General features: G+C 71.0%; 22 protein-coding genes. 12 read left to right on the top strand and 10 right to left on the bottom strand.

All coding sequences use genetic code 11. The features are described 5' to 3' along the window. Window positions 1–21: 21 nt before the first annotated feature. From L8M95_RS01260 to L8M95_RS01240, 5 genes are all read right to left on the bottom strand, one after another. Window positions 22–1,611, bottom strand: a complete 1,590-nt coding sequence (locus tag L8M95_RS01260) for a pyridoxal-dependent decarboxylase (protein WP_260487543.1) — start codon at window positions 1,609–1,611, stop codon at window positions 22–24. Next, complete coding sequence (locus L8M95_RS01255) at window positions 1,608–2,990, bottom strand: MFS transporter (RefSeq protein WP_260487542.1); 1,383 nt, start codon at window positions 2,988–2,990, stop codon at window positions 1,608–1,610. Before L8M95_RS01255 ends, L8M95_RS01260 begins: the two co-directional genes overlap by 4 nt. 140 nt (window positions 2,991–3,130) lie before the next feature. Then, window positions 3,131–3,973, bottom strand: a complete 843-nt coding sequence (locus L8M95_RS01250; RefSeq protein WP_260487541.1) for an aldo/keto reductase — start codon at window positions 3,971–3,973, stop codon at window positions 3,131–3,133. 46 nt (window positions 3,974–4,019) lie between these two features. Beyond that, complete coding sequence (locus tag L8M95_RS01245) at window positions 4,020–4,589, bottom strand: TetR/AcrR family transcriptional regulator (protein WP_067714355.1); 570 nt, start codon at window positions 4,587–4,589, stop codon at window positions 4,020–4,022. A gap of 92 nt (window positions 4,590–4,681) precedes the next feature. After that, complete coding sequence (locus L8M95_RS01240; protein WP_260487540.1) at window positions 4,682–7,495, bottom strand: aconitate hydratase; 2,814 nt, start codon at window positions 7,493–7,495, stop codon at window positions 4,682–4,684. Between the two features lie 253 nt (window positions 7,496–7,748). Between L8M95_RS01240 and L8M95_RS01235 the strand changes: the two genes are divergently transcribed. The 8 genes from L8M95_RS01235 (at window position 7,749) to L8M95_RS01200 (ending at window position 15,962) form a co-directional block, all read left to right on the top strand. After that, window positions 7,749–8,279: a DUF6676 family protein gene (locus L8M95_RS01235; RefSeq protein WP_312027434.1), complete on the top strand. Its 531-nt coding sequence runs from the start codon at window positions 7,749–7,751 to the stop codon at window positions 8,277–8,279. A 345-nt stretch (window positions 8,280–8,624) separates the two neighbouring features. Next, window positions 8,625–10,097: an NlpC/P60 family protein gene (locus L8M95_RS01230; RefSeq protein WP_260487538.1), complete on the top strand. Its 1,473-nt coding sequence runs from the start codon at window positions 8,625–8,627 to the stop codon at window positions 10,095–10,097. 15 nt (window positions 10,098–10,112) lie between these two features. Next, on the top strand, window positions 10,113–11,252 hold the full coding sequence (locus tag L8M95_RS01225) for an AAA family ATPase (RefSeq protein WP_396119725.1): 1,140 nt from the start codon (window positions 10,113–10,115) through the stop codon (window positions 11,250–11,252). Then, window positions 11,249–12,232, top strand: coding sequence for a DUF58 domain-containing protein (locus L8M95_RS01220; protein ID WP_260487537.1), 984 nt, complete (start codon window positions 11,249–11,251; stop codon window positions 12,230–12,232). Before L8M95_RS01225 ends, L8M95_RS01220 begins: the two co-directional genes overlap by 4 nt. Beyond that, window positions 12,229–13,209, top strand: coding sequence for a VWA domain-containing protein (locus L8M95_RS01215; RefSeq protein WP_260487536.1), 981 nt, complete (start codon window positions 12,229–12,231; stop codon window positions 13,207–13,209). The genes L8M95_RS01220 and L8M95_RS01215 overlap by 4 nt, the downstream gene beginning before the upstream one ends. Before the next feature lie 66 nt (window positions 13,210–13,275). Continuing rightward, window positions 13,276–14,007 carry a 3-oxoacyl-ACP reductase FabG1 gene (gene fabG1 / locus L8M95_RS01210; RefSeq protein WP_260487535.1) on the top strand — a complete coding sequence of 244 codons (732 nt, stop codon included), beginning with the start codon at window positions 13,276–13,278 and terminating at the stop codon, window positions 14,005–14,007. Window position 14,008: 1 nt separating this feature from the next. Next, window positions 14,009–14,851 (top strand): NADH-dependent enoyl-ACP reductase InhA, encoded by an 843-nt coding sequence (gene inhA, locus L8M95_RS01205; RefSeq protein ID WP_260487534.1) that lies wholly within the window; start codon window positions 14,009–14,011, stop codon window positions 14,849–14,851. Window position 14,852: 1 nt separating this feature from the next. Further along, the gene (locus L8M95_RS01200) at window positions 14,853–15,962 is read left to right on the top strand and encodes a ferrochelatase (protein WP_260487533.1); all 1,110 of its coding nucleotides are present in this window, start codon (window positions 14,853–14,855) and stop codon (window positions 15,960–15,962) included. Window positions 15,963–15,998: 36 nt separating this feature from the next. Here the strand turns inward: L8M95_RS01200 and L8M95_RS01195 are convergent, their stop codons facing one another. After that, complete coding sequence (locus tag L8M95_RS01195) at window positions 15,999–16,811, bottom strand: hypothetical protein (RefSeq protein WP_260487532.1); 813 nt, start codon at window positions 16,809–16,811, stop codon at window positions 15,999–16,001. Between the two features lie 67 nt (window positions 16,812–16,878). Between L8M95_RS01195 and L8M95_RS01190 the strand changes: the two genes are divergently transcribed. Beyond that, complete coding sequence (locus L8M95_RS01190) at window positions 16,879–17,700, top strand: DUF3097 domain-containing protein (RefSeq protein ID WP_260487531.1); 822 nt, start codon at window positions 16,879–16,881, stop codon at window positions 17,698–17,700. Here the strand turns inward: L8M95_RS01190 and L8M95_RS01185 are convergent. Beyond that, entirely contained in the window at window positions 17,684–18,319 is a 636-nt protein-coding gene (locus L8M95_RS01185; RefSeq protein ID WP_260487530.1) for a TVP38/TMEM64 family protein, read from the bottom strand. The genes L8M95_RS01190 and L8M95_RS01185 overlap by 17 nt on opposite strands. Before the next feature lie 140 nt (window positions 18,320–18,459). Between L8M95_RS01185 and L8M95_RS01180 the strand changes: the two genes are divergently transcribed. The 3 genes from L8M95_RS01180 to meaB all read left to right on the top strand — a co-directional run bounded on the left by L8M95_RS01180 (window position 18,460) and on the right by meaB (window position 23,688). Then, entirely contained in the window at window positions 18,460–20,298 is a 1,839-nt protein-coding gene (locus L8M95_RS01180; RefSeq protein WP_260489116.1) for a methylmalonyl-CoA mutase family protein, read from the top strand. Window position 20,299: 1 nt separating this feature from the next. Further along, the gene (scpA, locus tag L8M95_RS01175; protein WP_260487529.1) at window positions 20,300–22,588 is read left to right on the top strand and encodes a methylmalonyl-CoA mutase; all 2,289 of its coding nucleotides are present in this window, start codon (window positions 20,300–20,302) and stop codon (window positions 22,586–22,588) included. A gap of 92 nt (window positions 22,589–22,680) precedes the next feature. Next, window positions 22,681–23,688: a methylmalonyl Co-A mutase-associated GTPase MeaB gene (meaB, locus tag L8M95_RS01170; protein WP_260487528.1), complete on the top strand. Its 1,008-nt coding sequence runs from the start codon at window positions 22,681–22,683 to the stop codon at window positions 23,686–23,688. Window positions 23,689–23,838: 150 nt separating this feature from the next. On the opposite strand, the gene L8M95_RS01165 is transcribed toward meaB, so the two are convergent. From L8M95_RS01165 to L8M95_RS01155, 3 genes are all read right to left on the bottom strand, one after another. After that, complete coding sequence (locus tag L8M95_RS01165) at window positions 23,839–24,630, bottom strand: class I SAM-dependent methyltransferase (RefSeq protein ID WP_260487527.1); 792 nt, start codon at window positions 24,628–24,630, stop codon at window positions 23,839–23,841. A 118-nt stretch (window positions 24,631–24,748) separates the two neighbouring features. Continuing rightward, the gene (locus L8M95_RS01160) at window positions 24,749–26,077 is read right to left on the bottom strand and encodes an RNA polymerase sigma factor (RefSeq protein WP_260487526.1); all 1,329 of its coding nucleotides are present in this window, start codon (window positions 26,075–26,077) and stop codon (window positions 24,749–24,751) included. A 33-nt stretch (window positions 26,078–26,110) separates the two neighbouring features. After that, the gene (locus L8M95_RS01155) at window positions 26,111–26,476 is read right to left on the bottom strand and encodes a YciI family protein (RefSeq protein WP_260487525.1); all 366 of its coding nucleotides are present in this window, start codon (window positions 26,474–26,476) and stop codon (window positions 26,111–26,113) included. Window positions 26,477–26,572 lie beyond the last annotated feature (96 nt).

Here is a 26,572-nt window from a genome sequence, read left to right as displayed (position 1 = left end):
TGGTCGGGGGGCGTGTCGCTTTCAGCCTTCCATCACCGCTGCGAGGTAGGCCCGGACGAGGCGGGCGCCCACGTCAGCGGGCAGCCGTTCTATCGCCGCGAGCAGCGGCGCCATTCCGCCACCGTCTCCCTCGGCCCCGGCCTCGTCGGCGGCGCGAAGGTCACCCACGAGCGCGTGGACCTCGTCCTCCGGCAGGGCGAGCAGGTCGGCAGGGGAGAGGGCGCCCGAGTCCAGCGCGTCGAGCACGTCGGCGAACCCCGCGGGAGGAGCGGGCGCCGGCTGTCCACGGACCTCATCGGCCGCCTCGCGCGCCACGCGGAGGATCTCCTCGACGAGCCGTTCGGTCACCGGGGTGATGGTGAGATGAGACGACGACGACAAGGTCCCCCGCTCCTGGCGGTAGGCAGGTTGCGCCTGGACGGCGATGCCCCTCCGGGCGCAGGCATCCGCCCAGAGGTGCGGGTGGACGCGTCGGCCTGTACCTGCGGACTCGTCGGCGACGACCGCGAGCAGTGGGCCGGAGTCGCGGTCGAGGACCCGCAACCCCTCGATCCCGGACAGTCCGGCGACCAGCCGGTCGGTCGCGCGGGCGGTCCGGGCGACCAGTTCCCGTTGCCCGTCGTCGCCGAGTGCCTCGAGCACCGCCCACGCCGCCGCCGCGGGTTCGAGGGGCTTGGACCCGGCGAGCGTCGGGTTGACCACCGGGTAGCCCGGCCAGTCGACGGTGGCGAACCATGCCGCCCGGTGTCGCTCGCGTCCCCGGGTGAGCAGGACCGAGGTGCCCTTGGGGGCGAAGCCGTATTTGTGCAGGTCCGCGGAGATGCTGGTGACCCGCCCGACCCGCAGGTCCCACGGGGGCATCGGGTTCGCCCCCGAAGTACTCGGCGCGGCGGGGTCCGGCACGGGCCAGAACGGCAGCACCAGGCCGCCGAGGCAGGCGTCGACGTGCAGCCCGATCCGCGGATCGAGACCGGCCTCCAGTCCGGCGGCGACCTCGGCCACGGGGTCGATCACGCCGTTCGGGTACGCGGGGGCCGAACACACCACCAGCACCGTGTCCTCATCGACCGCGGCGAGGAGCTCGGCGGCGGTCACCCGCCCCGTCCCGGGATCGACCTCGACGCCGACGAACCTCAGGCCCAGCAGGTGCGCGGCTTTGCGGAACGCCGCGTGCACCGTCACCGGCGCGACGATCGTCCCACCGTCGCCCGGCTGTCGACCGGAGACCTCGCGGGCGGCGAGGCAGGCGAGTATGCAGCTCTCGGTGCCACCGGACGTGACGTTCCCGTAGATGTCCCCGCCTTGCGCGTCGCCACCCTCGCCACCCTCGCCCGTTGATCGCCCACGGAGAATGTCGCGCACACGGGCGACTATGCCGCCGTGGATCCGGGCGACCGAGGAGAACACCGTGGGATCGAGCCCGTTCACGCCGTGAGCCAGCCGGGCGGCGCGGGTCGCGAGTTCGTCGAGTTCGGCGAGCCCGGAATCGTAGACGTACGACAGGACCCGGCCCCCGGTGGTCGGCGGGTCCTGCGCCCGCATCGCGACGAGGCGGGCCAGGGCGTGTTCCCCGCGGTCGGTGATCTCCAGGGAGAGGGGATCGGGTGTCATGATCGCTCCGTCCATCGGGGATAGGACCGGCCCAGCGTCCGGATCAGCAGCAGGCTAGCGCCCGCGAGGAGTGCGGGGACCAGTGAGAACGCCAGGACGATGGCCCACTGCGCCGTCCCGGGTTGATCGGACACCCCGCCGGAGCGAAATCCCCCGACCGCCAACAGGGCGAGCACGACGACCGGGCCCAGGGCCATCGAGCCGGTCTCCGACGCCGTCCACAGGCCGCTCATCGCGCCACTTCGTCGTCGTCCCCCCAAAATGCGGTCTAGGTCAGTGCAGTCGGGCAGCATCGACATCGGTAGAGCCTGCATTCCCGCGTACGCGACACCCGCCATTGCCACGGGCACGTGAACCCAGGCGCCTGGGGAGAAGCCGGCCGGGATGAGCAGCAGGGTCGCGACCGTGAACAGCGCCGTGGCCGCGGCCAGCGCCGGCACCTTCCCGCGGGCGCGCGCGAGTCGGGTCCACAGGGGCATCACCAGCAACGCCGGGCCGACCAGGGCCAGGAACAGCCCGGTCAGGGCGGTCTCGTCGCCCAGAACGTACGTCGCCACGTACTGGCCGCCCGCGAGCATCACGGCCGTCGCCACGGCCTGCAGGCAGAACACCGCGACCAGCAGCCGGAACGGGCGGGTGACCCGCAACGCGTCGAGCCCGTCGCGGTATTCGTGGGCCAGCCCACCGGCTGGGGCGTCTGCCCGCATGATCGTGCGGCAGCCCGCCACGAACGTCGACCACAGCATGCCCACCAGCATCAGTGCGGCCACACCGACGGCCATCGCCACGTATCCGGTCGCGCCGCCACCGGCCGCGTCACGCAGTGCCGGCCCGCCGCCCCCGGTGAGCAGGATCGCCGCGGCGAGCACAGCCACCCGCCAGGCCAGGAGCGTCACGCGGGCGGCGGCGTCATCGGTGAGTTCGGCCGGCAACGCGAGGTAGGGCACCTGGAAGCACGAGTAGGCGATCGAGGCCAGAAGGAAGAACCCCATCACCCACACCCCGGCCGCGCTCGTGCTCCAGCCGGTCGGCGCCGAGAAGGTCGCCACGAACAGCAGCGGCAGGGCCAGCGCCCCGGACAGCATCAGGCCCGTGCGATAGCCGCTGCGGTGGGACGCCCGGTCCGAGATCGCGCCGATGAGCGGGTAGGCCAGGACGTCGAGGACCTTGGGCACCAGAACGAGCACCGTCGCGACGGCGGCCGCCACCCCGATCGAGTCGGTGAGGTAGTACGCCAGCACCAACCCGGGCAGGGTGCCGAACGCGCCGGTGCCGAGGCTGCCCGCCGCGTACGAGGCGAGGACCGGGGCGGTGGTGGACCGGTCGGTCACTGTCCGGCCCGTGGCGGGCTCCCCGCCCGTGGCCGCGGTGGTGGTCATGGACCGACTCTAGGGCGCTTGCGGTCCGTCGCGCCGTCGAAAAGAGCGTTCCGCACACCTGCCTCTCGGCGAACGTGTGCGGAACTGTCTTCGCGACGGGGTTGGGCGACGGGGTCTGGCGGTGGGGTCAGGCGGTGGGGTCAGCCGCGCCAGTCGAAGGTGTCCGGGTCCGGGCCCGAGCGGGTGCCGTTGTGCAGGGCCGTGATCGAGGCCATCTGCTCGTCCGACAGGTCGAAGTCGAAGACCTCGAGGTTCTCGCGCATGCGGGCCGGGTTGGAGGACTTGGGGAAGACGATGTCGCCGCGCTGGAGGGTCCAACGCAGGACAACCTGGGAGACAGTCCTCCCGACCTGCTCGGCGAGCGCCTGCAGCTGGGGATCACCGAAGACCGCACCCTGGGCGAGCGGGCTCCACGCCTCGACCGCGATGCCCCGCTCGACGCACGCCGCGCGCAGGTCGTCGTTGACGAAGTACGGGTTGGACTCGATCTGGTCGACCGTCGGTGTGCTCAGGCCCGCCTCCGCCAACCGTTCGAGGTTGGCGGCGGTGAAGTTGGAGACGCCGATCGAGTCGACGGCCAGGTCGGCGCGGATCTCCTCCATCGTCTCCCACACGGTCGCGACGTCGTCGTGCATCGCCAGCGGCCAGTGCACGAGGTAGAGGTCGATGCGCCCGCCCAGCGCCTCGAGCGAGCGCTCGGTGGCCTCACGTGCGGCGGTGCGCTCGTGGAAGGTGTTGTTAAGCTTGGTGGTGATCCAGAACTCGTCGCGCGGGATGCCGGACGCCGCGACCGCCCGGCCGACACCCTCCTCGTTGCCGTACATCTGGGCGGTGTCGAGGTGGCGGTACCCGGCCTCGATCGCGTCGGTGACGACCTTCTCGGTGTCGGCGGGCGGGACCTGGAACGTACCGAAACCGACCTGGGGGATCGATCGACCGTCGTTCAGGGTGAGCTGCGGGATCTGCGTGTCAGGTGTGGACATGCGACCAACGTACGCCCGCACCGGGGGATCGCGCAGGTGGGGATTGTCACCCCTGACCGGTCCGCAGGGACGCCTCGACGAGATCCAGCATCTCGCTCACGTGCTCGGTGCCGCGCCCGGTGGCCAGGTGTGTGATGAGGCCGTCGAGCACGATGTCGAGGTAGACACGCAGCACGTCCGCGGGGATATCCGTGCGCATCCGTCCGGAGGCCTTCTGCTCCCGGAGTCGCGCGACGACCGCGGCATCGACCTCCGCCTGACGGTCCGTCCACCGCTCCCGGAACTCCGGGTCGGTCCTGATCCGCCGGGCGATCTCGAGCCGCGTACCGAGCCACGAGAACTCCTGGGGGTCGGCGAGGATCTCCCTCATCACCTGCACCAGACCCTGCGCGGCCACGGTGGCGGCCATTGCCGCGGCGTCGTCGTGGGCCAGTGCGAGGAAGAGCGCGTCCTTGTCGTCGAAGTGGTGGAAGATGGCGCCCCGGCTCAGCCCGGTGGCCTCCTCCAGGCGACGCACGGTGGCACCCTCGAACCCGTACTCCGCGAAGCACTCGCGCGCGCCGGACAGGATCTGGTGTCTCCGGGCGTCCATGTGGTCCTGACTGACCCTGGGCATGTCACTACTTTCCTTCGGATACACCGCGGCGGTGCGCAGTTTCCTCGCCTGAGCTGGGGAAACCGCGCACCGCCGTCGATGTGGGAGGCCGATCAGCCCTTGATCATGTTCCGCAGGACGTACTGCAGGATGCCGCCGTTGCGGTAGTAGTCCGCCTCGCCGGGGGTGTCGATGCGCACCTTGGCGTCGAACTCGACCACCTGGCCGTCCTCCTTGGTGGCGGTGACCTTGACAGTCTTGGGCGTGGAGCCGTTGTTCAGCTCCTCGATCCCGGTGATGTCGAAGGTCTCGGTGCCGTCGAGACCGAGGGTCTCGTGGGACTCGCCCTCGGGGAACTGCAGCGGGATGACGCCCATTCCGATGAGGTTGGAGCGGTGGATGCGCTCGAACGACTCCGTGATCACGGCGCGCACGCCCAGCAGGCGGGTGCCCTTGGCGGCCCAGTCACGCGAGGAACCGGTGCCGTACTCCTTGCCGCCGAGCACGACGAGCGGGGTGTTCTGCTCGGCGTAGTTCTGCGCGGCGTCGTAGATGAACGCCTGCGGCGACCCCTCCTGGGTGAAGTCACGGGTGTAGCCACCCGTCACGCCGTCCAGCAGCTGGTTCTGCAGGCGGATGTTGGCGAAGGTACCGCGGATCATGACCTCGTGGTTGCCGCGGCGGGAGCCGAAGGAGTTGTAGTCCTTGCGCTCCACCCCGTTGGCGTCGAGGTACTGCGCCGCCGGGGTACCCGGCTTGATGGTCGACGCCGGCGAGATGTGGTCGGTCGTGACCGAGTCGCCGAGCTTGGCCAGGACCCGCGCACCCTTGATGTCGGTGACCGGCTCCGGCTCCATCTCCATACCGTCGAAGTACGGGGCCTTGCGGACGTAGGTCGACTTCTCGTCCCACTCGAAGGTCTTGCCGTCCGGGGTGCTGAGCCCGCGCCAGCGCTCGTCACCGGCGAACACGTCGGCGTACTTGGACTTGTACTCCTTGGACGAGATGGAGGCCTTGATGGTCTCCTCGATCTCCTCGGAGGTGGGCCAGATGTCCTTGAGGAAGACGTCGTTGCCCTCCTTGTCCTTGCCCAGGGAGTCGTTCTCGAAGTCGAAGTCCATCGAGCCGGCGATCGCGTACGCGATGACCAGCGGCGGGGACGCCAGGTAGTTCATCTTGACGTCCTGGTTAATACGACCTTCGAAGTTGCGGTTGCCGGACAGGACGGCGGTCGCGGTGAGGTCGTTCTCCTGGATCGCGGCGGAGATCTCCTCCGGCAGCGGGCCGGAGTTGCCGATGCAGGTGGTGCAGCCGTAGCCGACGAGGTGGAAGCCGAGAGCCTCCAGGTCCGGCCAGAGGCCCGCCCGCTCGTAGTACTCGGTGACGACCTGCGAGCCCGGGGCCATGGAGGTCTTGACCCACGGCTTCGCGGTGAGGCCCTTCTCGTGCGCCTTGCGAGCGACGAGCCCGGCGCCGATCATGACCGACGGGTTGGAGGTGTTGGTGCACGAGGTGATCGACGCGATGGACACGATGCCGTGGTCCAGGACCATCTCCGTGTCCCCGACCTTGACCTCGACCGGCTTCGACGGACGGCCGTCGGAACGAGTGGAGGCGTCGGCGCGGACCGCCCCCTCCTCGGCGTGACTCAGGACGGCCTTGTCGGCGTTGTCCGACGGGGCGCCGCCCTCGGACTGCATCCGACCCTTCTCCGTGTCACCGAGCGGCTTGGCCTCGGTGTCGACGTAGTTGTGGATGTCCTTGCGGAAGGCGCTCTTGGAGTCGGCGAGCTCGATGCGGTCCTGGGGCCGCTTCGGACCGGCGATCGACGGCACGACGTCCCCGAGGTCCAGCTCGAGGTACTCGGAGAAGACGGGCTCCTCGGAGTCCGGGTGGAGCCACATGCCCTGCTCCTTGGCGTAGGCCTCGACGAGCGCGAGCTGCTCCTCGTCGCGACCGGTCAGGCGCAGGTAGTCGATGGTCTCGCCGTCGATCGGGAACATGGCACAGGTGGAGCCGAACTCCGGGCTCATGTTGCCGATGGTGGCGCGGTTGGCCAGCGGCACGGCCGCGACGCCGGCGCCGTAGAACTCGACGAACTTGCCGACGACGCCGTGCTTGCGCAGCATCTCGGTGATTGTCAGCACCACGTCGGTCGCGGTGACGCCCGGCTTGATCGAACCGGTGAGCTTGAAGCCCACGACGCGGGGGATGAGCATGGAGATCGGCTGGCCGAGCATCGCGGCCTCCGCCTCGATACCACCGACACCCCAGCCGAGGACGCCGAGACCGTTCTCCATGGTGGTGTGCGAGTCGGTGCCGACACAGGTGTCGGGGTAGGCCTGGCCGTTGCGGACCATCACCGTGCGCGCCAGGTACTCGATGTTGACCTGGTGGACGATGCCGGTGCCCGGGGGGACGACCTTGAAGTCGTCGAACGCGCCCTGGCCCCAGCGCAGGAACTGGTACCGCTCCTCGTTGCGCTCGTACTCGATCTCCACGTTCGTGTCGAAGGAGCTGGCCTGACCGAAGGACTCGATGATCACCGAGTGGTCGATGACCATCTCGGCGGGGGCGAGGGGGTTGACCTTGTCCGGGTCGCCGCCGAGCTTCTCGACGGCCTCACGCATGGTGGCGAGGTCGACGATGCACGGCACACCGGTGAAGTCCTGCATGATCACGCGGGCGGGCGTGAACTGGATCTCGGTATCGGGCTCGGCGTTCGGATCCCAGTTGGCCAGCGCCTCGATGTGCGCCTTGGTGACGTTCTTGCCGTCCTCGGTGCGCAGGAGGTTCTCGGTGAGAACCTTGAGCGAGTAAGGGAGCTTCTCGGCTCCCGGCACCGCCGAGAGGCGGTAGATGTCGTAGGTTTCGTCGCCGACCTCAAGGGTCCCCTTGGCGCCAAAACTGTCAATGCTTGCTGTCACGTCAGCTCCACTCGTGGTGCGAATGTCGGTTCGTCATCCCTCCCGGTGTCACCGCATGTGTCTCGGGCGGCGACGCCGGGGCGGACACAGGGTCCATTGTGGACCCTCTGATCCGTCTTCGGCCGCCAATTTACCAGTACGCCCGTCCTGTATAGGTCCCGGCACGCCCGAACGTGGGCACGCGACTGCGGTTGTCGGTCGGGGCGGCGCGTGGGTTCGTGGGTGACGACGCCGAGATGGCACCATGTCGGGCGTGGACAACCCCGCGGATTCCGTGACCGTGCTCGCCTACGAGGACGAGCCGATCATGTCGTTGCGGGAGGGCGAGGTTCCTCCCTGGCTGGATTACCACGCCGTGGTCGCGGATCTGGCCGACGACGGCGTCTCCGCCCCGGAGCCGTTCGTCGAGGGTCTGCGAACCGTGGTGGACGAAGCCGGCGACCGTGGCGTCGACCTCAAGGTGGTCTACACCGAGGCGCCCGCGGCCGTCTACACGGACGCCCGCGACCTCGCGGCGTTCTTGGGCGAGGAGTACGACGGCACGATCCTCGTGCGGACACCCGTCTTCATCGGCAGCTCCAGTGACTCGATCCCACGCCATCAGCTCGAGGCCGGCCAGGACGACGCCTGGGAGGAGTTCGATCCGGTGGTCTCCGCGTCGGTGTTCGCCCACAAGATCACCGCCCCGGCTCCGCCGTGGGGCACCCTCACCGCCGTCGCGATCGTGGTGGCGGTGCTGGCGGTGGCCCTCTTCGCGGTCGTTCTGCGGCGCCGCTCGCGCTGACCGCCGTATTCCGGTCGACGTGTCCAGTTCGCGACACGCCGTCCCGCCTGCTGTTATAGAAGTTACAGCAGTGTATTTTTCCGCCCAATGTTTCACATGTGTTCCCTGTGACCTACGGTGCTAAAGGAACACTAGGTTCTGCCGAGTCGGTTTGAGGCTCCAGTGGCGCAGGGGAAGGCATCACCGGCCGCCGACGCCGCCTCGGTCACGCGTCCCGCGTACGGGACGCGCGGTCAGCCGCACCCCGGTGCGGTCAGCGGAAGGTGAAACGTGGAGCCTGACTATCGGTCGAACCGTGCCCGAGGGGTACGTACACGTGGCAATCCCGGGAGAGCGCCCGGGCGGGTGGCGCTGGCGGCGGTGCTGGTGCTGGGCACCGCCGGGGCGGCGCTTCAGCCCCCCGTCGCGGGCGCCCAGCAGGTCTCGGCGGTCGCGCCGGGCGATGTCTCCGGTCTGATCCGTGCGGTCGCCGACGCCACCGCGCGGCTGGACGAGACCCGCGAGCAGATCGCGGTGCAGCGCGAGGGCGTCAACAAGAGCCTCGTCGATCTTCAGATGGCACGGGTCGAGCTGGATCGGTCGATCGCCGACGCCGATCGCACCACCGCCGAGAGGGAACGGGCCGAGTCCGGTGTCGACTCCGCGAGGGGCGCCCTGGACGACTATTCGCGCCTGCTGCACCGGCAGGGGACCGCACCGGGTGCGGCGTCGGAGATCCTCGCCCCCGGCGGACCCGCGGACGCCGGCCTGAGGCAGGAGTATCTCCGGCGTGCGGCGGCCGACCAGCGCACCGTGGTGCGGGAGATGGTGGCGGCCGCCGATGAAGCCGCCCGCCGCGAGGCCGAGGCCGTCGCCGCCCGCGATGCCGCGGAGCAACGCTACTCGGACGCCGCCGCCCGGCGGGACTCCGCGGAGGCGGAGGTGTCCCGGGTCGCCGACGACGTCCTCGCTCTCGAGGAGGAGGTCGCCGCGCTGACCGCGGAGCTGGAAGTGCACCGTTCCGCCCTCGCGGAGTCGGGGGCGACCCCCGCCGGGCCGCGAGTCGACCCCGGGGACGGGGTCGACGCCGACGCTCTGCGCGACGAGGCGATCTCCGCTCTCGCCGCGCAGCCGGAGGCGGTGGAGCAGGCCGCCGACATCGCCTCCGCCCTCCCGTCGCATCTCGACCTCGGTGCGGTACGACAGTTCGCCGGGGGATCCTCCGATCAGGCGACCCGCGCCATCGGCGGAACGATCGACGCCGGCAGTGTCGGCGCGGCCGTCGACGCCGGGATCAGGGGTGACACCGAGGCGATCGTGCAGCAGGTCGCGGACGCGATCAGCCGCGCCGACTTCGGTTCGATCGCCCAGGGCCCGGCCGCTCCGGCACCCGCACCCGGTCAGGGCGGCAACTCCGGCGCGCCGTCGAACAGCGCGCGGGTCGAAACGGTGGTGAACCGGGCCCTGTCGCAACTCGGGGTGCCCTACGCGTGGGGAGGCGGCGACGCCAACGGCCCCACCCGCGGCATCCGTGACGGCGGCGTCGCCGACCGTCACGGCGACTACAACAAGATCGGCTTCGACTGCTCGGGCCTGATGATCTACGCGTTCGCCGGGATCGGCAAGGCCCTGCCGCACTACACCGGGTACCAGTACACCGCCGGGCCGCAGCACCCCGTGGCCACCCGCCAGCGTGGGGACATGTTGTTCTGGCCCGGTCACGTCGCCCTGTACCTGGGCGACGGGAGGATGGTCGAGGCACCGCAGTCGGGCGACGTCGTGAAGATCTCGCCCGTGCGGATGGCCGGGATCTCGCCGATGGTGGTCCGGCTGGTCTGACCGGGGCAGGCGGTACTGTCGTCCCCAGCCCGTTCGGACGGCGCCGGCAGGGCGCCCGGAACACCCGACCACGCGAAGGAGCCCTCCGCGGTGACCGATCCCCACCCCGAACCATCGAGCAAGCCCGGCGACTCCCTCGCGGTGAGCGCCTCGACGGCCGCCGAGGACGCCCGGCTCCTCGAGCGCGCGGTCTACGAGGTCAAGAAGGTCGTGGTGGGCCAGGACCGACTGATCGAGATGATCCTCGTCGGCCTGCTCTCGCGGGGGCACATCCTGCTCGAGGGTGTCCCGGGCGTGGCCAAGACCCTCACGGTGGAGACGTTCGCCACCGTGGTGGGAGGCGGCTTCCGGCGGCTCCAGTTCACTCCTGATCTGGTCCCCGCCGACATCGTCGGCACCCGGATCTATCGGCAGGGGCGCGAGGAGTTCGAGGTCGAACTCGGTCCCATCCTGGCCAACTTCGTCCTCGCCGACGAGATCAACCGGGCGCCCGCCAAGGTCCAGTCCGCGCTGCTGGAGGTCATGGCGGAGGGGCACGTCTCCATCGGCGGGCAGACCTTCCCGATGCCCAGCCCGTTCCTCGTCATGGCCACGCAGAACCCGATCGAGAGTGAAGGGGTATACCAACTCCCGGAGGCTCAGCGGGACCGTTTCCTGTTCAAGCTCGTCGTGGACTACCCGACCCCCGAGGAGGAACGCGAGATCGTCTACCGGATGGGTTCGACCCCTCCCGAGCCCTCGCAGGTCCTCGGCGTGGACGCCCTCATCCGTCTGCAGCAGGCGGTCCGCGAGGTGTTCGTCCACCATGCACTGGTCGACTACGTCGTGCGGGTCACGGTCGCCACCCGCGAACCCGCCCGGCACGGGCTCGAGGACGTCGCGCGATGGCTGTCCTACGGCGCCTCCCCGCGCGCCACCCTCGGAGCCGTCACCGCCGCCCGCGCGCTCGCCCTGGTCCGTGGGCGCGATTACGTCGTTCCGCAGGACGTGGTCGACGTCCTGCCGGCGGTCCTTCGTCACCGTCTCGTGCTGACCTACGACGCCCTGGCCGACGAGGTCACGGCCGACACCGTGGTGCGCCGTGTGCTCGAGGCCGTGCCACTCCCGCAGATCAGCGCGGTCCCCGCCCAGGCCGGCCCGCCGCCGTCACGGTGACCACCGCGGACGAGGGCAGACGCGACGACCCGGTCGACGCGTCGTCACGTGCGGCCCTGGCGCGGCTGGAACTGCTCGTCACCCGGCGACTCGACGGCGTCCTCAACGGCGACCACCGGGGACTGCTGCCCGGGCCGGGCACCGAGCCCGGTGAGGCCCGGGCCTACGAACCCGGGGACGACGTCCGCACGATGGACTGGTCGGTCACCGCCAGGACCACCGTTCCCCACATCCGCCAGACCATCGCCGACCGCGAGCTCGAGACCTGGCTGGTCGTCGATCTCGCACCGAGCCTCGATGTGGAGGGCCGGTACGGCGCCAAGCGGCGACTGGTCGAGGCCGCCGTCGCCACCGTCGGATTCCTCTCGGCGGGGGCCGGGAGCCGGGTGGGGCTGGTACTCACCGGCGACGGTCGCCCCCGCGTCCTGCGGGCAGCGGGTGGCCGCGACCATGTGCGGCGGCTGCTCGAGGAGGTGTCACGGGCGACGCCACGGGTCTCACCCGGCGGTTCGATCGACGACTGCCTCCGCGCCGTACGCAACGCCACCCGTCGCCACGGTCTGGTGGTCGTCGTCTCCGACTTCCTGTCCGAGGTGGACTGGGAACGGTCGCTCCGTGTCCTCGGCACCCGCCACGAGTTCCTCGCCGTGCACGTCGCCGATCCTCTCGACATCTCCCTGCCAGCCGTGGGCGCGGCCCTGCTACAGGATCCCGCCACCGGGGAGGTGCTGGAGCTGGACGTCGACGACGCCCTCGCAGTCGACTACCGCCGCGCAGCCGAGGAGCACCGCGTCCTGGTCCACTCCGCGCTGAGGCGTTGCGGCGCACCCGTCCTCGCGCTGCGGACCGACCGGGACTGGATCCGGGACGTCATCGACTTCGTCGGCGCGCGCCGCCAGGGTGGCCTCCCCACCGGCGACAGTCTGGTGAGGGACCTGCCCGACGACCATCCCGGGGTACAGGAGGTGCCGTCGCGGTGAGCCTGTCCGAGTTCCAGCACCCCCTCTGGTTGATCCTGCTGATCGTCCCCGTCGCCCTCGCCGTGGGGTACATCATCGCGTTGCGCTCCAAGAAGCGCCGGACCGTGCGGTTCGGCAACTTCGGCGTGCTGCGCACCGTCGACCGTCGCGGCCGCCGCTGGTTCACGCACGTCCCGGCGGTGCTCCTGGTGTTGTCGCTGCTCTTCCTCGTCGTCGCTCTCGCCGGCCCACAGAAGGAGCAGAAGGTCCCGCGGAACCGGGCGACCGTCATGCTCGTCGTCGACGTGTCCCTGTCCATGGAGGCGACGGACGTCTCCCCGTCGCGCCTCGAGGCCGCGCAACAAGCGGCCACGACCTTCGCGGGCAACCTGACCCAGGGGGTCAACCTGGGCCTGGTCTCCTACGCGGGCACCGCCTCCATGCTCGTCGCCCCCACCACCGACCGGGGGCCGGTCATCCGCGCGGTGGAGCGACTCACCCTCGACGAGCGCACCGCCACCGGCGAGGCCATCTACACCGCCACCCAGGCGATCACGACGTTCACCGAGAGCCTCGGGGGCCCCGACCAGGCACCGCCGGCGAGGGTCGTCCTGCTGTCGGACGGCAAGGAGACCGTCCCGGCCGACCCCACCGAGGAGCGGGGCGCCTTCACCGCCGCCGAGCGTGCCGCGGAGGCCGGCATCCCCGTCTCCACCATCTCGTTCGGCACCCTCTACGGCACCGTCGACATCCAGGGCAGGCCCCAGCCGGTGCCCGTCGACGATGCATCGCTGCGCCGGATCGCCGAGATCTCGGGAGGCGATTTCTTCACCGCCTCCAGCCTCGAGGAACTCGACTCCGTATACCGCACCCTCGAGGAGCAGATCGGTTACGAGTGGAAGAAGGCGGACGCCTCGCGGCCCTGGCTCGTCATCGGCACGCTCCTCGGGATGGCCGCCGCAGCGGGATCGCTGGCCGCCCACCGACGGATCCCGTGACCCCGACTTCGTCCGGAGAGCGGACCAGCACCGAACCGTCCGCCCCGGCTCGCTAGGGTGGGGGCCATGGTTTCCGAGAGCACGCCCGGCACCACCCCGAGAACGGTCCTCGTGACCGGAGGCAGCCGCGGAATCGGGCGGGCGGTGGCCGTGAGGCTGCACGCCGACGGCCACCGCGTGGCCGTCACCCATCGCGGATCCGGGGCCCCCGAGGGCCTCTTCGGCGTGGAGTGTGACGTCACCGATCCCGACTCGGTCGACGCCGCCTTCACCGCCGTCGAGGCCGAGTTCGGCACCGTCGAGGTGGTGGTGTCCAACGCCGGCACCACCGACGACACCCTGCTCATGCGGATGAAGGACGAGCAGTTCACGAGCGTGCTCGACGCCAATCTCGCCGGGGCGTTCCGGGTGGCCAAGCGCGCGTCCCGCGGGATGCTGCGCGCCCGGTTCGGGCGCCTGATCTTCATCGGCTCGGTGGTCGGGCAGTCGGGCACCGCAGGCCAGGTGAACTACGCCTCGTCCAAGGCCGGCCTCGTGGGCATGGCCCGCTCCCTGACCCGCGAACTCGGCTCACGCAGCATCACCGCGAACGTCGTGGCCCCGGGCTTCATCGACACCGATATGACCGCCGGACTCGACGACAAGACCCGGGAGCAGGCCGTCGCCGCGATCCCGCTCGCACGCACGGGCTCGGCCGAGGACGTGGCCGGGGTCGTGAGCTTCCTCGCCGGCGACGACGCCGGTTACATCTCCGGGGCCGTGATCCCCGTCGACGGCGGAATGGGAATGGGGCACTGACATGGGCCAGACCGATACGAGCGAGACCACCGGGGCTGGCACCGGGTTGCTGTCCGGCAAGACCATCCTCGTCACCGGCGTCATCACCGACGCCTCCATCGCGTTCCACATCGCCAAGCACTGCCAACTGCACGGTGCGCAGGTCATCCTCACGGCGTTCGGACGCCCTTCCCTGGTCAAGGCGATCTCCAAGCGACTGCCCGAACGCCCACCCGTGATCGAGCTGGACGTCCAGAGTGAGGACGATCTGGCCGCGTTGGCCGACCGGGTGCGGGAGCACGCCGACTCCCTGGACGGGGTCGTGCACTCGATCGGGTTCGCCCCTCCCAGTTGTCTCGGGGACCCCTTCCTCGACGCGCCCTGGAAGGACGTGGCGGTCGCTCTCGAGGTCTCCGCCTACTCGTACGCGTCGCTCGCGAAGGCGGTGCACCCCCTGCTGAACCGCGGCGCCTCGATCATCGGCCTGGACTTCGACCCGCGGTTCTCCATGCCGTTCTACAACTGGATGTCCGTGGCCAAGAACGCCCTCGAGGCGGTCAACCGGTACGTCGCCCGCGACCTGGGACCCGACGGGATCCGCTCGAACCTCATCGCGGCCGGGCCCGTCAAGACCCTCGCGGCCAAGGCGATCGCCGGTGAGGCCCTCGGCCCCGGTGGCGAACTCGACCAGATGCAGGACGAATGGGACCGGCGGGCGCCGTTGGGATGGGACGTCAACGATCCCACCGCGGTGGCGACGACGGCCGTCGCCCTCCTCTCCGACCTCATGACCGCCACCACCGGCACCGTGATCTACGCGGACGGCGGGGCGGGAACGGTCTCGTTCAGTGGACAGGAGAAGTGACATGACCGGATCGACGGACGACCCCGTGGGGCGGGTCGACGCTCTGCTCGTGCTCTCGTTCGGCGGGCCCGAGGGGCAGGACGACGTGATCCCGTTCCTGGAGAACGTCACCCGGGGCCGGGGGATCCCGCAGGAACGCCTGGAGGAAGTGGCGACCCACTACCGCCAGCTGGGCGGCCGCAGCCCGATCAACGATCTCAACCGCGAGATCATCGGAGGTGTGGAGGCCGAACTCGCCCGCCGCGGCCGCGAACTGCCGGTCTACTTCGGCAACCGCAACTGGACCCCGTTCCTCGAGGACACCCTCACGCAGATGCGCGACGACGGCATCCGCACCGCGGCGGTCTTCGCCACCTCGGCATGGGGCGGATACTCGGGCTGCGGGCAGTACCACGAGGACATCCAGCGGGCCCGCGATGCGGTCGGGGACGCCCCCACGCTGGTGCGTCTGCGTCAGTTCCACGACCATCCCAAGTTCGTCGAACGGTTCGCCGCGGACCTGTCGCGCGCTCTCGACGACGCCCGCCGGCTGGCCCGCGACGCCGACTCCGACGGCGCCGGCGTCGGTACCGGCGGGGAACCCCGACTGGTGTTCACCGCGCACTCCGTCCCGAACACCGCCGACGCCACCGCCGGCCCCAAGAAGCACGGCGGCCACCTCTACAGCCGTCAGGTCAAGGACGCCGCGCGCCTCATCGCCGCAGCGGTCGGGGTGGACGAGTACGACGTCGTGTGGCAGTCCCGGTCGGGGCCGCCGAGTGTGCCGTGGCTCGAACCGGACGTCGTGGACCACGTCCGGGACCTCGCCACCCATCGGGGGATCCGCGACGTCGTGGTGTGCCCCGTCGGCTTCATCTCCGACCACGTCGAGGTGATCTGGGACCTCGACACCGAACTCGTCGAGGACACCGAGGACCTCGGCGTCCGTATCACCCGGTGCGCGACCCCCGGCCCGTCACCGGAATTCACCGAGATGATCCTGCAGTTGCTCGAGGAGCTCGAGACGGGGGAGGAGGTCGGTCGGCTCGGCGACGTGCCGTCCCTGGGCTGCACCCGGAACGGGGCCCGGTGCGCGGTCGACTGTTGCCCCGCCCCGTCGCGGAGAGCGTGACCGGGGTCGCGGACGCCTGCCGGCGCCGCAGGCTGTTCAGAGGGATCTGAGCGCCGCGTCGCCGGCTGCGGCGACAGCGGACCGGCGGGCGGCGTCCTTCACCGCGACGAGCCGCCGGAGCACCGGCTCACGCGCGGCGGGATCCACCCCGACCTCCGGCTGCGCCAGGGCGACGGAGATGATCGCCTCGACCCTGTCGATCCTGTCCACCAACTCGAGGACGCGGGACGGGAGCCCGGCCGGCAGGCGGGTGACGTGGGAAGGGAGGTCGACGCGGGCCACGCCGTTGGTGCGCACGGCCGTGCGCTCGATGAGGTCCGCGGCCTCCACGACGGCCCCGCCCAGGTCCGCCAGCGCCTCCGAGGGGCCGGCCGGTTGTGGCGCGACGGGGCAGTCGTGCACCCCGCGGGCCCGCCACCGCAGGACATCCGGGTGCGGTTGGACACAGGTGAGGCACACGGCGTCCCGCGAGTCGGGATCGCGGACGAGGACCCCCCACCCGGCGTCGGCGACATCCGCGCGGACCGCCGGGACCGGAGGCAGGCTCGAGGAGTCTCCGGGCGCCGTCGTGAGCAGGGACAGCGCCTCCGGAGCCGGGTGTGAACGCCCGGCGCGTCGGAGCGAGGTGACGAGACCGGGCAGGAGCCCCGCGGGGCCGGCGGTGGGGGAGACCTCGGCCAGTGCCGGAACGGGCTCTCCGACGATCTCCAGCAGGTGCGATTCCGCCAGACCGGAGACATATGCGGTCAACTCGTCGAACGGCTGATCCGCCCACGCGGTGCGTAGGAGGTGCAGCGGCAGCGGCCACGCCGGGGACAGCGCGGTACCGCGGGTGAGGGGTCGGGACATGACGATCAATCCTACCGGCGGTGTGCCGTCGGCACCCCCGGCGCGACGACGGCTACGGTGTCTGGCCATGGCAGACATGTACGGTTCCGACATCCTGTCCGGCACGGCGCGACGCCGCCGCCCGGAGGTCCCCGTCGTCGACGCCGAACGGGACCTGGTGGTGGAGGACGCCGGGTCCGGGTTCTGCGGCGCGGTGGTGGGTTTCGACCGGTCCCACGACGGCGAGTTCGTCAGACTCGAGGACCGGCGCGGTCGGGTGCGCCTCTTCGCGATGACCCCCTCGGCCTTCCTCATCGACGGCTCCCCGGTCACACTGCGCAGGCCGGCGCCGGCGGCGCGGCGGGGACCCGCGGTCACCGCGTCGGGGTCGCGGAAGGTCGAGGGGCTGCGCGCCCGGACCGCCCGTGCGGGACGTATCTGGGTCGAGGGCATCCACGACGCGGCTCTGGTGGAGAAGATCTGGGGTCACGACCTGCGGGTCGAGGGCGTGGTGGTCGAACCGCTGCACGGGATCGACGACCTGCATTCCCTGGTCACCGAGTTCGGCCCCACCCGTCGTGCCCGCCTCGGCGTGTTGGTGGACCACCTCGTCGAGGGGAGCAAGGAATCACGGATCGTCGCCGGACTCGGCGAGAACGTCCTCGTCACCGGCCACCCGTACGTGGACATCTGGCAGGCGGTCAAACCCTCCGCGGTGGGCATCCGCGAATGGCCCGTGGTGCCCCGCGGGGAGGACTGGAAGACCGGCATCTGTCAGCGCCTGGGCTGGGGTGAGCCCGCCGACGGGTTCCGCCACGTGCTCGCCTCCGTGAGCACCTACCGGGACATCGAGCCCGCACTGCTCGGTGCGGTGGAGCGCCTGGTCGACTTCGTCACCGAACCGGTCTGACGGGGAGTCTGGCGTCGAGGACCATCCCGACCAGGCCGACCGCCGCGAACCCTGCGGTCGCCCAGAGAGCCGCCGTGCCGTCGCCCTCGGTCAGAGAATGCCCCAGGAGGACGGCCGCGACGGTTCCCGGCGCACTGCCGACGAGGGTGGCCAGGAGGAACTGCGGGTAGGAGATCGAGGTCAGCGCAGCGGCGTAGTTGACCACCGAGAAGGGAACCGCGGGCACCAGGCGCAGGCTGCCCACCGAGAGCCACCCTCGCCGCCGTAGTCGCGTGTCGATCGAGGCCACCCGTGGGTCCGCCCGTAACGCGGCCGTCCGGTCGTGCCCGAGGCGGCGCACCCCGGCGAAGGCCAGTGTCGCCGCGATGCAACTGGCCACCAGCGACCAGGGGATGGCCACGGCCGGGGTGAACAGCACCGCGGCGGAGTAGGTGAACGTCGACCGGGGGACCGGGGCGATGGTGACGATCGCGTACGCGGCGAAGAACGCGACGGGGAACCAGGGTCCCAGATGTGTGGCCCACTCGCGGAACTGTTCCAACCCCGGGGTCGGCACGAGGGTCACCGCGAGGATCACCAGCCCCACGGCCGCCACCCACGCGATCGCCCGGTTCCGCACCGGGACGACTGTAGTCGCCACCGCCCCGGGCGCGTTCCCCCGCAGGTCCCCCTGACCGCACCTGCGTGTACCGAGCCCGCAGGGGGCTCGACTAGAGTCCGGGGGTGACCCCCTTCACTCCACACGAGAACGAGGTACCGGTGTCCAGTCCGACCACAGGTCCAGACCTTCACTCCTGGTACGCCTCTGTGGGAGCCGTCCTCGCGAAGGCCGCCCGCAAGGATCCCGCCGACATGCCCGAGGACGCCTGGCGCGCCCTGGTCGCCACGACCCGGGACGGCATCGAGGTCAACCCGCTGTACACGCGGGAAGACGAGATCGACGAGCGCCCCGCGCCCGGCCAGTTCCCCTACGTCCGTGGCGGGGACCGGTCGGGACTGCCTGAGAGCGGGTGGCACGTCAGCTCCCGTGTCGAGGTCACCCAGGAGCCCTCCGAGGTCAACACCGAGGTACTGGACCTGTTGAACCAGGGCGTCTCCGCGCTGTGGCTCACGTCGGGGGCCGCCGACCTGGCCGCGGTTCTCAAGGACGTCTACCTGGACCTGGCGCCGGTGACCCTCGACTCGGGCGCGGACCTGCAGGAGGTGGCCGAGGCGTTCCTCGCCCTGCTCGACGAGCGCCGCTCCGCGGGGGACGGGGTCACCGACCGTGCCGCCGTCATCGCCGACCTGGGCGCTGCGCCCGTGACCGCCGCCTATGCGGGGACCGAGTCGATCGGGCTCGACGCCGCGGTCCAGCTGGCCTCGCGGGTCAGCCAGCGCGAGGAGACCATCCGGACCTTCGTCGCCGACGGCACGGTGTTCCACGCCGACGGTGCCGGTGACGCCCAGGAGCTGGCCTATGCCGTCGCCGCCGGGCTCGAGTACGTCCGCGCGCTCGTCTCGGCGGGACTGCCCGCCGCCGCCGCGCTGCGCCAGGTCTCGTTCCGGCTCGCCGCCACCGACGACCAGTTCGCCTCGATCGCCAAGTTCCGCGCCGGCCGGCTCATGTGGGCCCGGGTCGCCGAGCTCCTCGGCGCCCCCGAGGCCGGCGGGGCGCCCCAGCACGCGGTCACCTCGTCGGCGATGATGTCGCGCCGCGACCCGTGGGTGAACATGCTGCGCACCACCCTCGCCGCGTTCGGCGCCGGGGTCGGAGGCGCCACCTCGGTGACGGTCCTCCCGTTCGACGCCTCGGTGCCGGGCGGCCTGGAGAGCACCTCGCGGTCCTTCGCCGCGCGTATCGCCCGCAACACCCAGCTCCTGTTGCTCGAGGAGTCTCATCTCGGCCACGTCGTGGACCCGGCCGGTGGCTCCTGGTACGTCGAGTCGCTCACCGATTCCCTCGCCGACGCCGCCTGGTCGGCGCTGCAGACCATCGAGGCCGAGGGCGGCCTGACCGCCGCGATCTCCTCGGGCACCGTCGCCGACGCCATCGCCCGGGTGCGCGAGGCCCGCGACGCCGACATCGCCCACCGCACCGCCCCGATCACGGGAGTGTCCGAGTTCCCCAACCTCGACGAGCAGCCGCTCGACGCGTCCCGCCGCGGCGGCGGGGACTACCGCTACGGCCGCGCGTTCGAGGACCTGCGGGACCGCTCCGACGCCCACCTGGAGGCCACCGGCAGCCGGCCGACCGTCCTCATCGCAGGTCTCGGCCCGCAGGCGGAGACGACACCCCGCGTGACGTTCGTCGCCAACCTGCTCGCCGCCGGCGGCATCGTGGCACGCAACCCGGTCGTCACCGAGGCCGGCCAGTACGCCGGTGCGCACGAGGGCGAGCAGATCGCCGTGCTCTGTGGGGCCGACAAGCGCTACGCGACCGAGGGCTCCGACGCCGTCCGCGCCCTGCGGGACGCCGGGGTGTCGACGGTGTACCTCGCCGGTGCCGAGAGGGGCTTCCCGGCCGACGCCTCCGACCGCCCGGACGGGTACCTGGCCCTCGGCATCGACGCCGTCGCCGCCCTGACCACCCTCCTCGACCAGCTGGGAGTGAAGTGACATGACGACCTTCCCCGATTTCAGCACCGCTCCGCTCCACGCCACCGACGGCACCGGCACCGCTGCCGCGGCGGTGGCCGTCTCCGGCGGCATCGCCGCCGACGCGCACTGGGAGACACCGGAGGGTATCGACGTCAAGCGCGTCTACACCAAGGCCGACCGTGACGCCGTGGAGGCGGGCACCGCCCCGACCGACGACGGCGAGGAGGTCACCCCCTTCCCGTTGGACACCGTGCCGGGCGCTGCGCCCTTCCTCCGCGGGCCCTACCCGTCGATGTACGTCAACCAGCCGTGGACGATTCGTCAGTACGCGGGCTTCTCCACGGCGGCCGAGTCCAACGCCTTCTACCGGCGCAACCTCGCCGCCGGGCAGAAGGGCCTGTCGGTGGCGTTCGACCTGGCCACGCACCGCGGGTACGACTCCGACCACCCGCGGGTCGCCGGCGACGTCGGCATGGCCGGCGTGGCGATCGACTCGATCCTCGACATGCGCGAGCTGTTCGACGGCATCGACCTGGGGTCGGTGTCGGTGTCCATGACGATGAACGGCGCCGTCCTGCCGATCCTCGCGTTCTACGTGGTCGCGGCCGAGGAGCAGGGGGTGACGCCGGAGCAGCTCGCGGGGACCATCCAGAACGACATCCTCAAGGAGTTCATGGTCCGCAACACCTACATCTATCCGCCCAAGCCCTCCATGCGGATCATCTCGGACATCTTCGCCTACACGTCCCGGATGATGCCGCGTTTCAACTCCATCTCCATCTCCGGCTACCACATCCAGGAGGCGGGTGCGACGGCCGATCTCGAGCTGGCGTACACGCTCGCCGACGGCGTGGAGTACCTCCGCGCGGGCCTGGACGCCGGGCTGGACATCGACAAGTTCGCGCCCCGCCTGTCGTTCTTCTGGGCGATCGGCATGAACTTCTCGATGGAGATCGCCAAGCTGCGGGCCGGGCGTCTGCTGTGGAGCGAGCTGGTGGAGAAGTTCGGGCCGAAGAACGCCAAGTCCAAGTCGCTGCGCACCCACTCGCAGACCTCGGGCTGGTCCCTGACGGCGCAGGACGTCTTCAACAACGTCGCCCGCACCTGCATCGAGGCCATGGCCTCCACCCAGGGGCACACGCAGTCGCTGCACACCAACGCCCTCGACGAGGCGCTGGCACTGCCCACCGACTTCTCCGCGCGCATCGCCCGCAACACGCAGCTGTTGCTGCAGCAGGAGTCGGGGACCACGCGACCGATCGACCCGTGGGCCGGGTCGTACTACATCGAGTGGCTCACCGCCCAGCTCGCCGACAAGGCCCGTCTGCACCTCCTCGAGATCGAGGAGGCCGGCGGTATGGCCCAGGCGATCGGGGAGGGCATCCCCAAGCTGCGCATCGAGGAGGCCGCCGCCCGTACGCAGGCGCGGATCGATTCGGGTCGCCAGCCCGTGATCGGCGTGAACAAGTACGTCGTCACCGAGGACCAGGAGATCGAGGTCCTCAAGGTCGACAACTCGCGGGTCCGCACCGAGCAGCTGGCGAAGCTGGACAAGCTGCGGGCGGAGCGGGACGAGGACGCCTGCCAGGCGGCCCTGGCCCGCCTGACCGAGGCCGCCTCCGGCGGGGCGAGCAGCGACATGGACAACAACCTGCTCGCCCTCGCGATCGATGCCGCCCGCGCGTACGCCAGCATCGGGGAGATCTCCGACGCGCTGGAGAAGGTCTACGGTCGTCACAAGGCCGAGATCAAGACCCTGTCCGGTGTGTACCGGCAGGAGGTCACCAAGGAGGGCGCCGTGGACAACGTCACCCGTGCCATGCGGATGGCCGACTCGTTCGCCGAGCAGGAGGGGCGCCGTCCCCGCATCCTGCTCGCCAAGATGGGGCAGGACGGGCACGACCGCGGCCAGAAGGTCGTCGGCACCGCCTTCGCCGACCTGGGCTTCGACGTCGACATGGGCCCCCTGTTCCAGACGCCGGAGGAGGTGGCCCAGCAGGCCGCCGACGCCGACGTCCACGTCGTGGGCGTGTCCTCCCTGGCCGCCGGTCACCTCACCCTGGTGCCCGCACTGCGTTCGGCCCTGGCCGAGGTGGGCCGCGAGGACATCATGGTCACCGTCGGCGGCGTCATCCCGCCCGGCGACTTCCAGGAGCTCTACGACGCCGGCGCCGCCGCGATCTATCCGCCGGGCACCGTGATCGCCGAGGCCGCGATCGGTCTGCTGGACGCTCTCGCGGCCGAGCTCGGCCACGACCTGGCGTCGGCGTCCTCGGGTGAGGGGGCCGGCTCGGAGGTGACGTCCTGACCCGCCCCGGCTCCGGACCCGATCCCGCGGGGTCGGGCAACCTGTCGGGCAGTCTGTCGACCACGGCCGGCACCGGTTCGGTACGCGGCCCGGTGCCCTCGCCCACCGGGCCGCGACCGCGGCGCGAGATCGACGTCGACGCCCTGCTCTCCGGGGTGCTCGAGGACCGGCGTCCGGTCCTCGCCCGTGCGATCACCCTGTTGGAGTCCACCAGTCCGGCGCACCGGGAGAAGGCCCAACAGCTCCTCCTGGGCGCGCTGCCGCACGCCGGCGGGTCCCTGCGGATCGGCATCACCGGGGTGCCGGGGGTCGGAAAATCGACGTTCATCGAGTCCTTCGGCCTGTATTTGCTGGAGCAGGGCTACAAGGTCGCGGTCCTCGCCGTCGACCCGTCCTCCACCCGCACCGGCGGTTCGATCCTCGGCGACAAGACCCGGATGGCCACCCTGTCCACCGAGCCGAGGGCGTACATCCGACCCTCACCCACGTCGGGCACGCTCGGCGGCGTGGCCAAGGCGACTCGGGAGACGATGGTCCTGCTCGAGGCCGCCGGTTTCGACGTGATCCTCGTGGAGACCGTCGGCGTCGGCCAGTCCGAGGTGACGGTGGCCGGGATGGTGGACTGTTTCACCTTCCTCACCCTCTCCCGCACCGGTGACCAGCTGCAGGGCATCAAGAAGGGTGTCCTCGAGCTGGCGGACATCGTGGCGGTGAACAAGGCCGACGGGCCACACGTCAAGGACGCGGCGCGGGCCGCCCGCGAGCTCGCGGCCGCGCTGCGGCTGGTGCGTCCGTCCGACGCGGTGTGGAAGGTTCCCGTCCTCACGATGTCGGGACTGGAGGCCGAGGGCCTCGACCGCTTCTGGGACGCGGTCCGCTCGCACCAGGAGACGATGTCCGGCATCGGCGAGGTGGAGGCCCGGCGGGCGCGACAGCAGGTCGACTGGACGTGGTCCATGGTCCACGACACCCTGATGGCCCGGCTGTCCGCCGACCCGGACGTGCGCCGGATCGCTCCGCAGGTCGAGCGTCAGGTCCGCGAGGGGACGCTCACCGCCGCACTGGCGGCGCAGGCGATCATCGACGCGTTCGACTCCTGACCCTGCCGGGCGCCGTCGTGCGCAGTGCGCAGGCCGCGCACCGCCCCCGACCGCCCACACGAAATCCGCTACTCGCACTGCCAATCTGCTACTCGGAATCGGGTAGCGGATCCGGAGGGAGAGTAGCGGATTTCGTGTGCCGCGGCGTGGTCAGCGTTTGCGCAGTACGAACCCGACCGCGCTCATGTGCTGGTCGTGCGCGACGAAGGTCCTACGCATGGCGAGAACTCGTCGGCGGGCGTCGGCGTCGCGGAGGAGGTTTCGGACGATCCGGGCCACGCCGACGATGCCCTCGTCGGCGAGGACACGGCGGGGCTGGAGCAACGCCATCGGGCGGAGTTCGGTGCTCTCGACCCCGAAGCCGGCCTCGTCGAACAGGTGGATCCACTCCGCTACGGTCAGTGGCCGCGCGTTCACCCGGATCGAACGGGCGAGGTCCTTGCGGATACCCGTCTTGATCTCGTCGTCCAGTGTGTCGGGGACCAGGCACAGTTCGTGGACCAGATACCGCCCGGCCGGTCCGAGCACCCGGCCGGCCTCCGCGACAATCTGCCGCTTGGCGGAGTCGCCCTGCATGGTCAACATGGCCTCGCCCATGATGATGTCGGCGGAGGCGGTCTCCAGCCCCGTATTCTGCGCGGTCGCCACGACCAGTTCACCCCGGCCGCCGATCGTGTCACGGGCGACGGCGACGGCGTCGGGATCCGAATCCACGCCCACATACGACGCCGGGTTCTCGTTCAGTAGCAGGGTTGCGGTCAGTCCGAGCCCGGGAGCCAACTCCACCACGCGCTTCCCCGTCACGGTGGCGGCCGAGACCAGCCATTCGGACAATTCTTTTCCGCCTGGACGCAGAACCTTCTTGCCGATACGCGCCAGAAGCCAGTGCCCGGCGACGGACTCGGGGTCCCGGTCGTGCTGGGGGAGCGGACTGGCGGTCATGTGGGATCCTCCTCGGGGATGCGGCGCCGGCACCTGGAGGTCGCGGCGTGAGGTTAGCCTAACCTGCCATGGGTCGAGGGGGAAGGGAAGGCGAGTCGAGCTACCCGACGCACGAGCTTCAGGCATCCCACCAGCGCTGCAGGAGGTAGTCACGCTCGGCCTCGTTGCGGGCGAGTGCGTGGGCGCGGGCCCACGCCCGGCGCGCCTCCTCCGGACGCCCGAGCAACTCCAGGGTGACGGCCCTCGCCTCGTGGAACGGATGGTGCCCGGCGAGCGCAGGGTCCGCGGACAACTCGTCCAGGTGGGCGATCCCCGCCTCCGGCCCGTCTCGTCGCCCGATGGCCACCGCTCGCGCCATCCGGACCACCGGACCGGGAGCGAGGATCAGGAGCACATCGTAGAGGGCCACGATCTGCCGCCAGTCCGTCGACGCGAAGTCAGGGGCCTCGGCGTGCACGGCGGCGATGGCGGCCTGAACGGAGTACGGGCCCGGGCCGCCCGCGGCAGCCTGCTCTGCGAGCGACAGGCCCTCCTCCAGCAGAATAGGGTCCCACGTGCGGCGGTCCTGGTCCGCCAGGGGAACGGGCATCCCGTCGCGACCGGTCCGTGCGGACGCGCGGGCCTCGATCAGCACCACCAACGCCAGCAGACCGGTGACCTCCGGCTGGGTGGGCATCAGACGATGGACGATCCGGGCCAGCCGGATCGCCTCCCGCGTCAGATCCCTCCTCAGGTGGTCCGCCCCCTCCGTGGCGGCGTACCCCTCGGAGAAGACCAGGTAGATCACCGTCAGGACGGACGAGAGCCGAGCGGGAAGCTCCGCGCTCCCAGGCACCCGCACCGGGATCCGGGTGACCCGCATCCGCTTCTTCGCCCTGACCAGCCGCTGCTGCATCGTGGGCACCGGCACCAGGAACGCCTGGGCGATCTCGGCGGTGGTCAGCCCCGCCAGGCACCGGAGCGTGAGCACGACCTGCTCCTCGACCCTCAGGGTGGGGTGGCAGCAGGCGAAGAACAGCTCTAGACGCTCATCCGGGATCTCGTCCGGGTCCGCCGGCGAGACCTCCACCGCACGGGCCACCCGGTGTTCCTGCTCGACATGCAGCCGGGCCAACCGCTCCGTCAGAGCCCGCTGTCGCCGGAGTCGGTCGATCGCCTTTCTGGTCGCGGTGGTCATGAGCCAGGCGAGGGGCTTCTCCGGCACTCCGGTGCCCGGCCAGGTCTCCAGCGCGGCCGCGAAGGCGTCCTGCGTCGCGTCCTCGGCGAGGTCGAGGTCACCGAACCGGGACGTGAGGGCCGCGAGCAGTCGCGAGCGGTCCTCTCGCCGGAGCGCGGCGAGGGCGTCGGTCGCCGACCGCCCCGGGGTGGTGCTCTCGTCCACCCCGGGTCGGCCGTCACCGGGCGCCCCGCGATCCGCGCCCGTCGCGCCTCCCGGTCCCTCGGTCATCGGTTTCCGGCGTCCGTCAGTGCCCGGCGTCCGTCAGTACTCGGCGATCGCGCGGACCTCGACCCGACCACCGTGCACTCCCGGGCATCGCCTCGCCCACGCGAGCGCCGCGTCGATGTCGGGCACGTCGATGATGATCGTGCCCCCGACGAACTCGCGGCTCTCCGCGAACGGACCCGAGGTGATGACGGGGTCGCCGCCACCGGCGGGGGCCGCGAGACTGACCGCGGTCTCCGGGTCCTCCAGGGCGAAACCACCGGCGAGGATTCCCGCGGCCCGGAGCTCGGCGTCGAACGCGATGAACGCCTCCGGCCCGGGCCCCTCGACGGATTCCTCCGGTCCGGCCTCCCCGCACCGGACGTCGTCGATGTTCCCGAAGAGCAATAGCACGTACTTCATGTCGATCTCCTGACCGTTCGTGGTGGACGTCGGACACGCGAGTGTGCCGACATCATGGTGACGAACGGGACCGCCCGGATCGACAGGTTCGGTCGA

The organism is Dietzia sp. B32, from assembly GCF_024732245.1.
Taxonomy (GTDB): Bacteria; Actinomycetota; Actinomycetes; order Mycobacteriales; family Mycobacteriaceae; genus Dietzia.
This window is presented reverse-complemented; position numbering and strand designations above follow the sequence as displayed.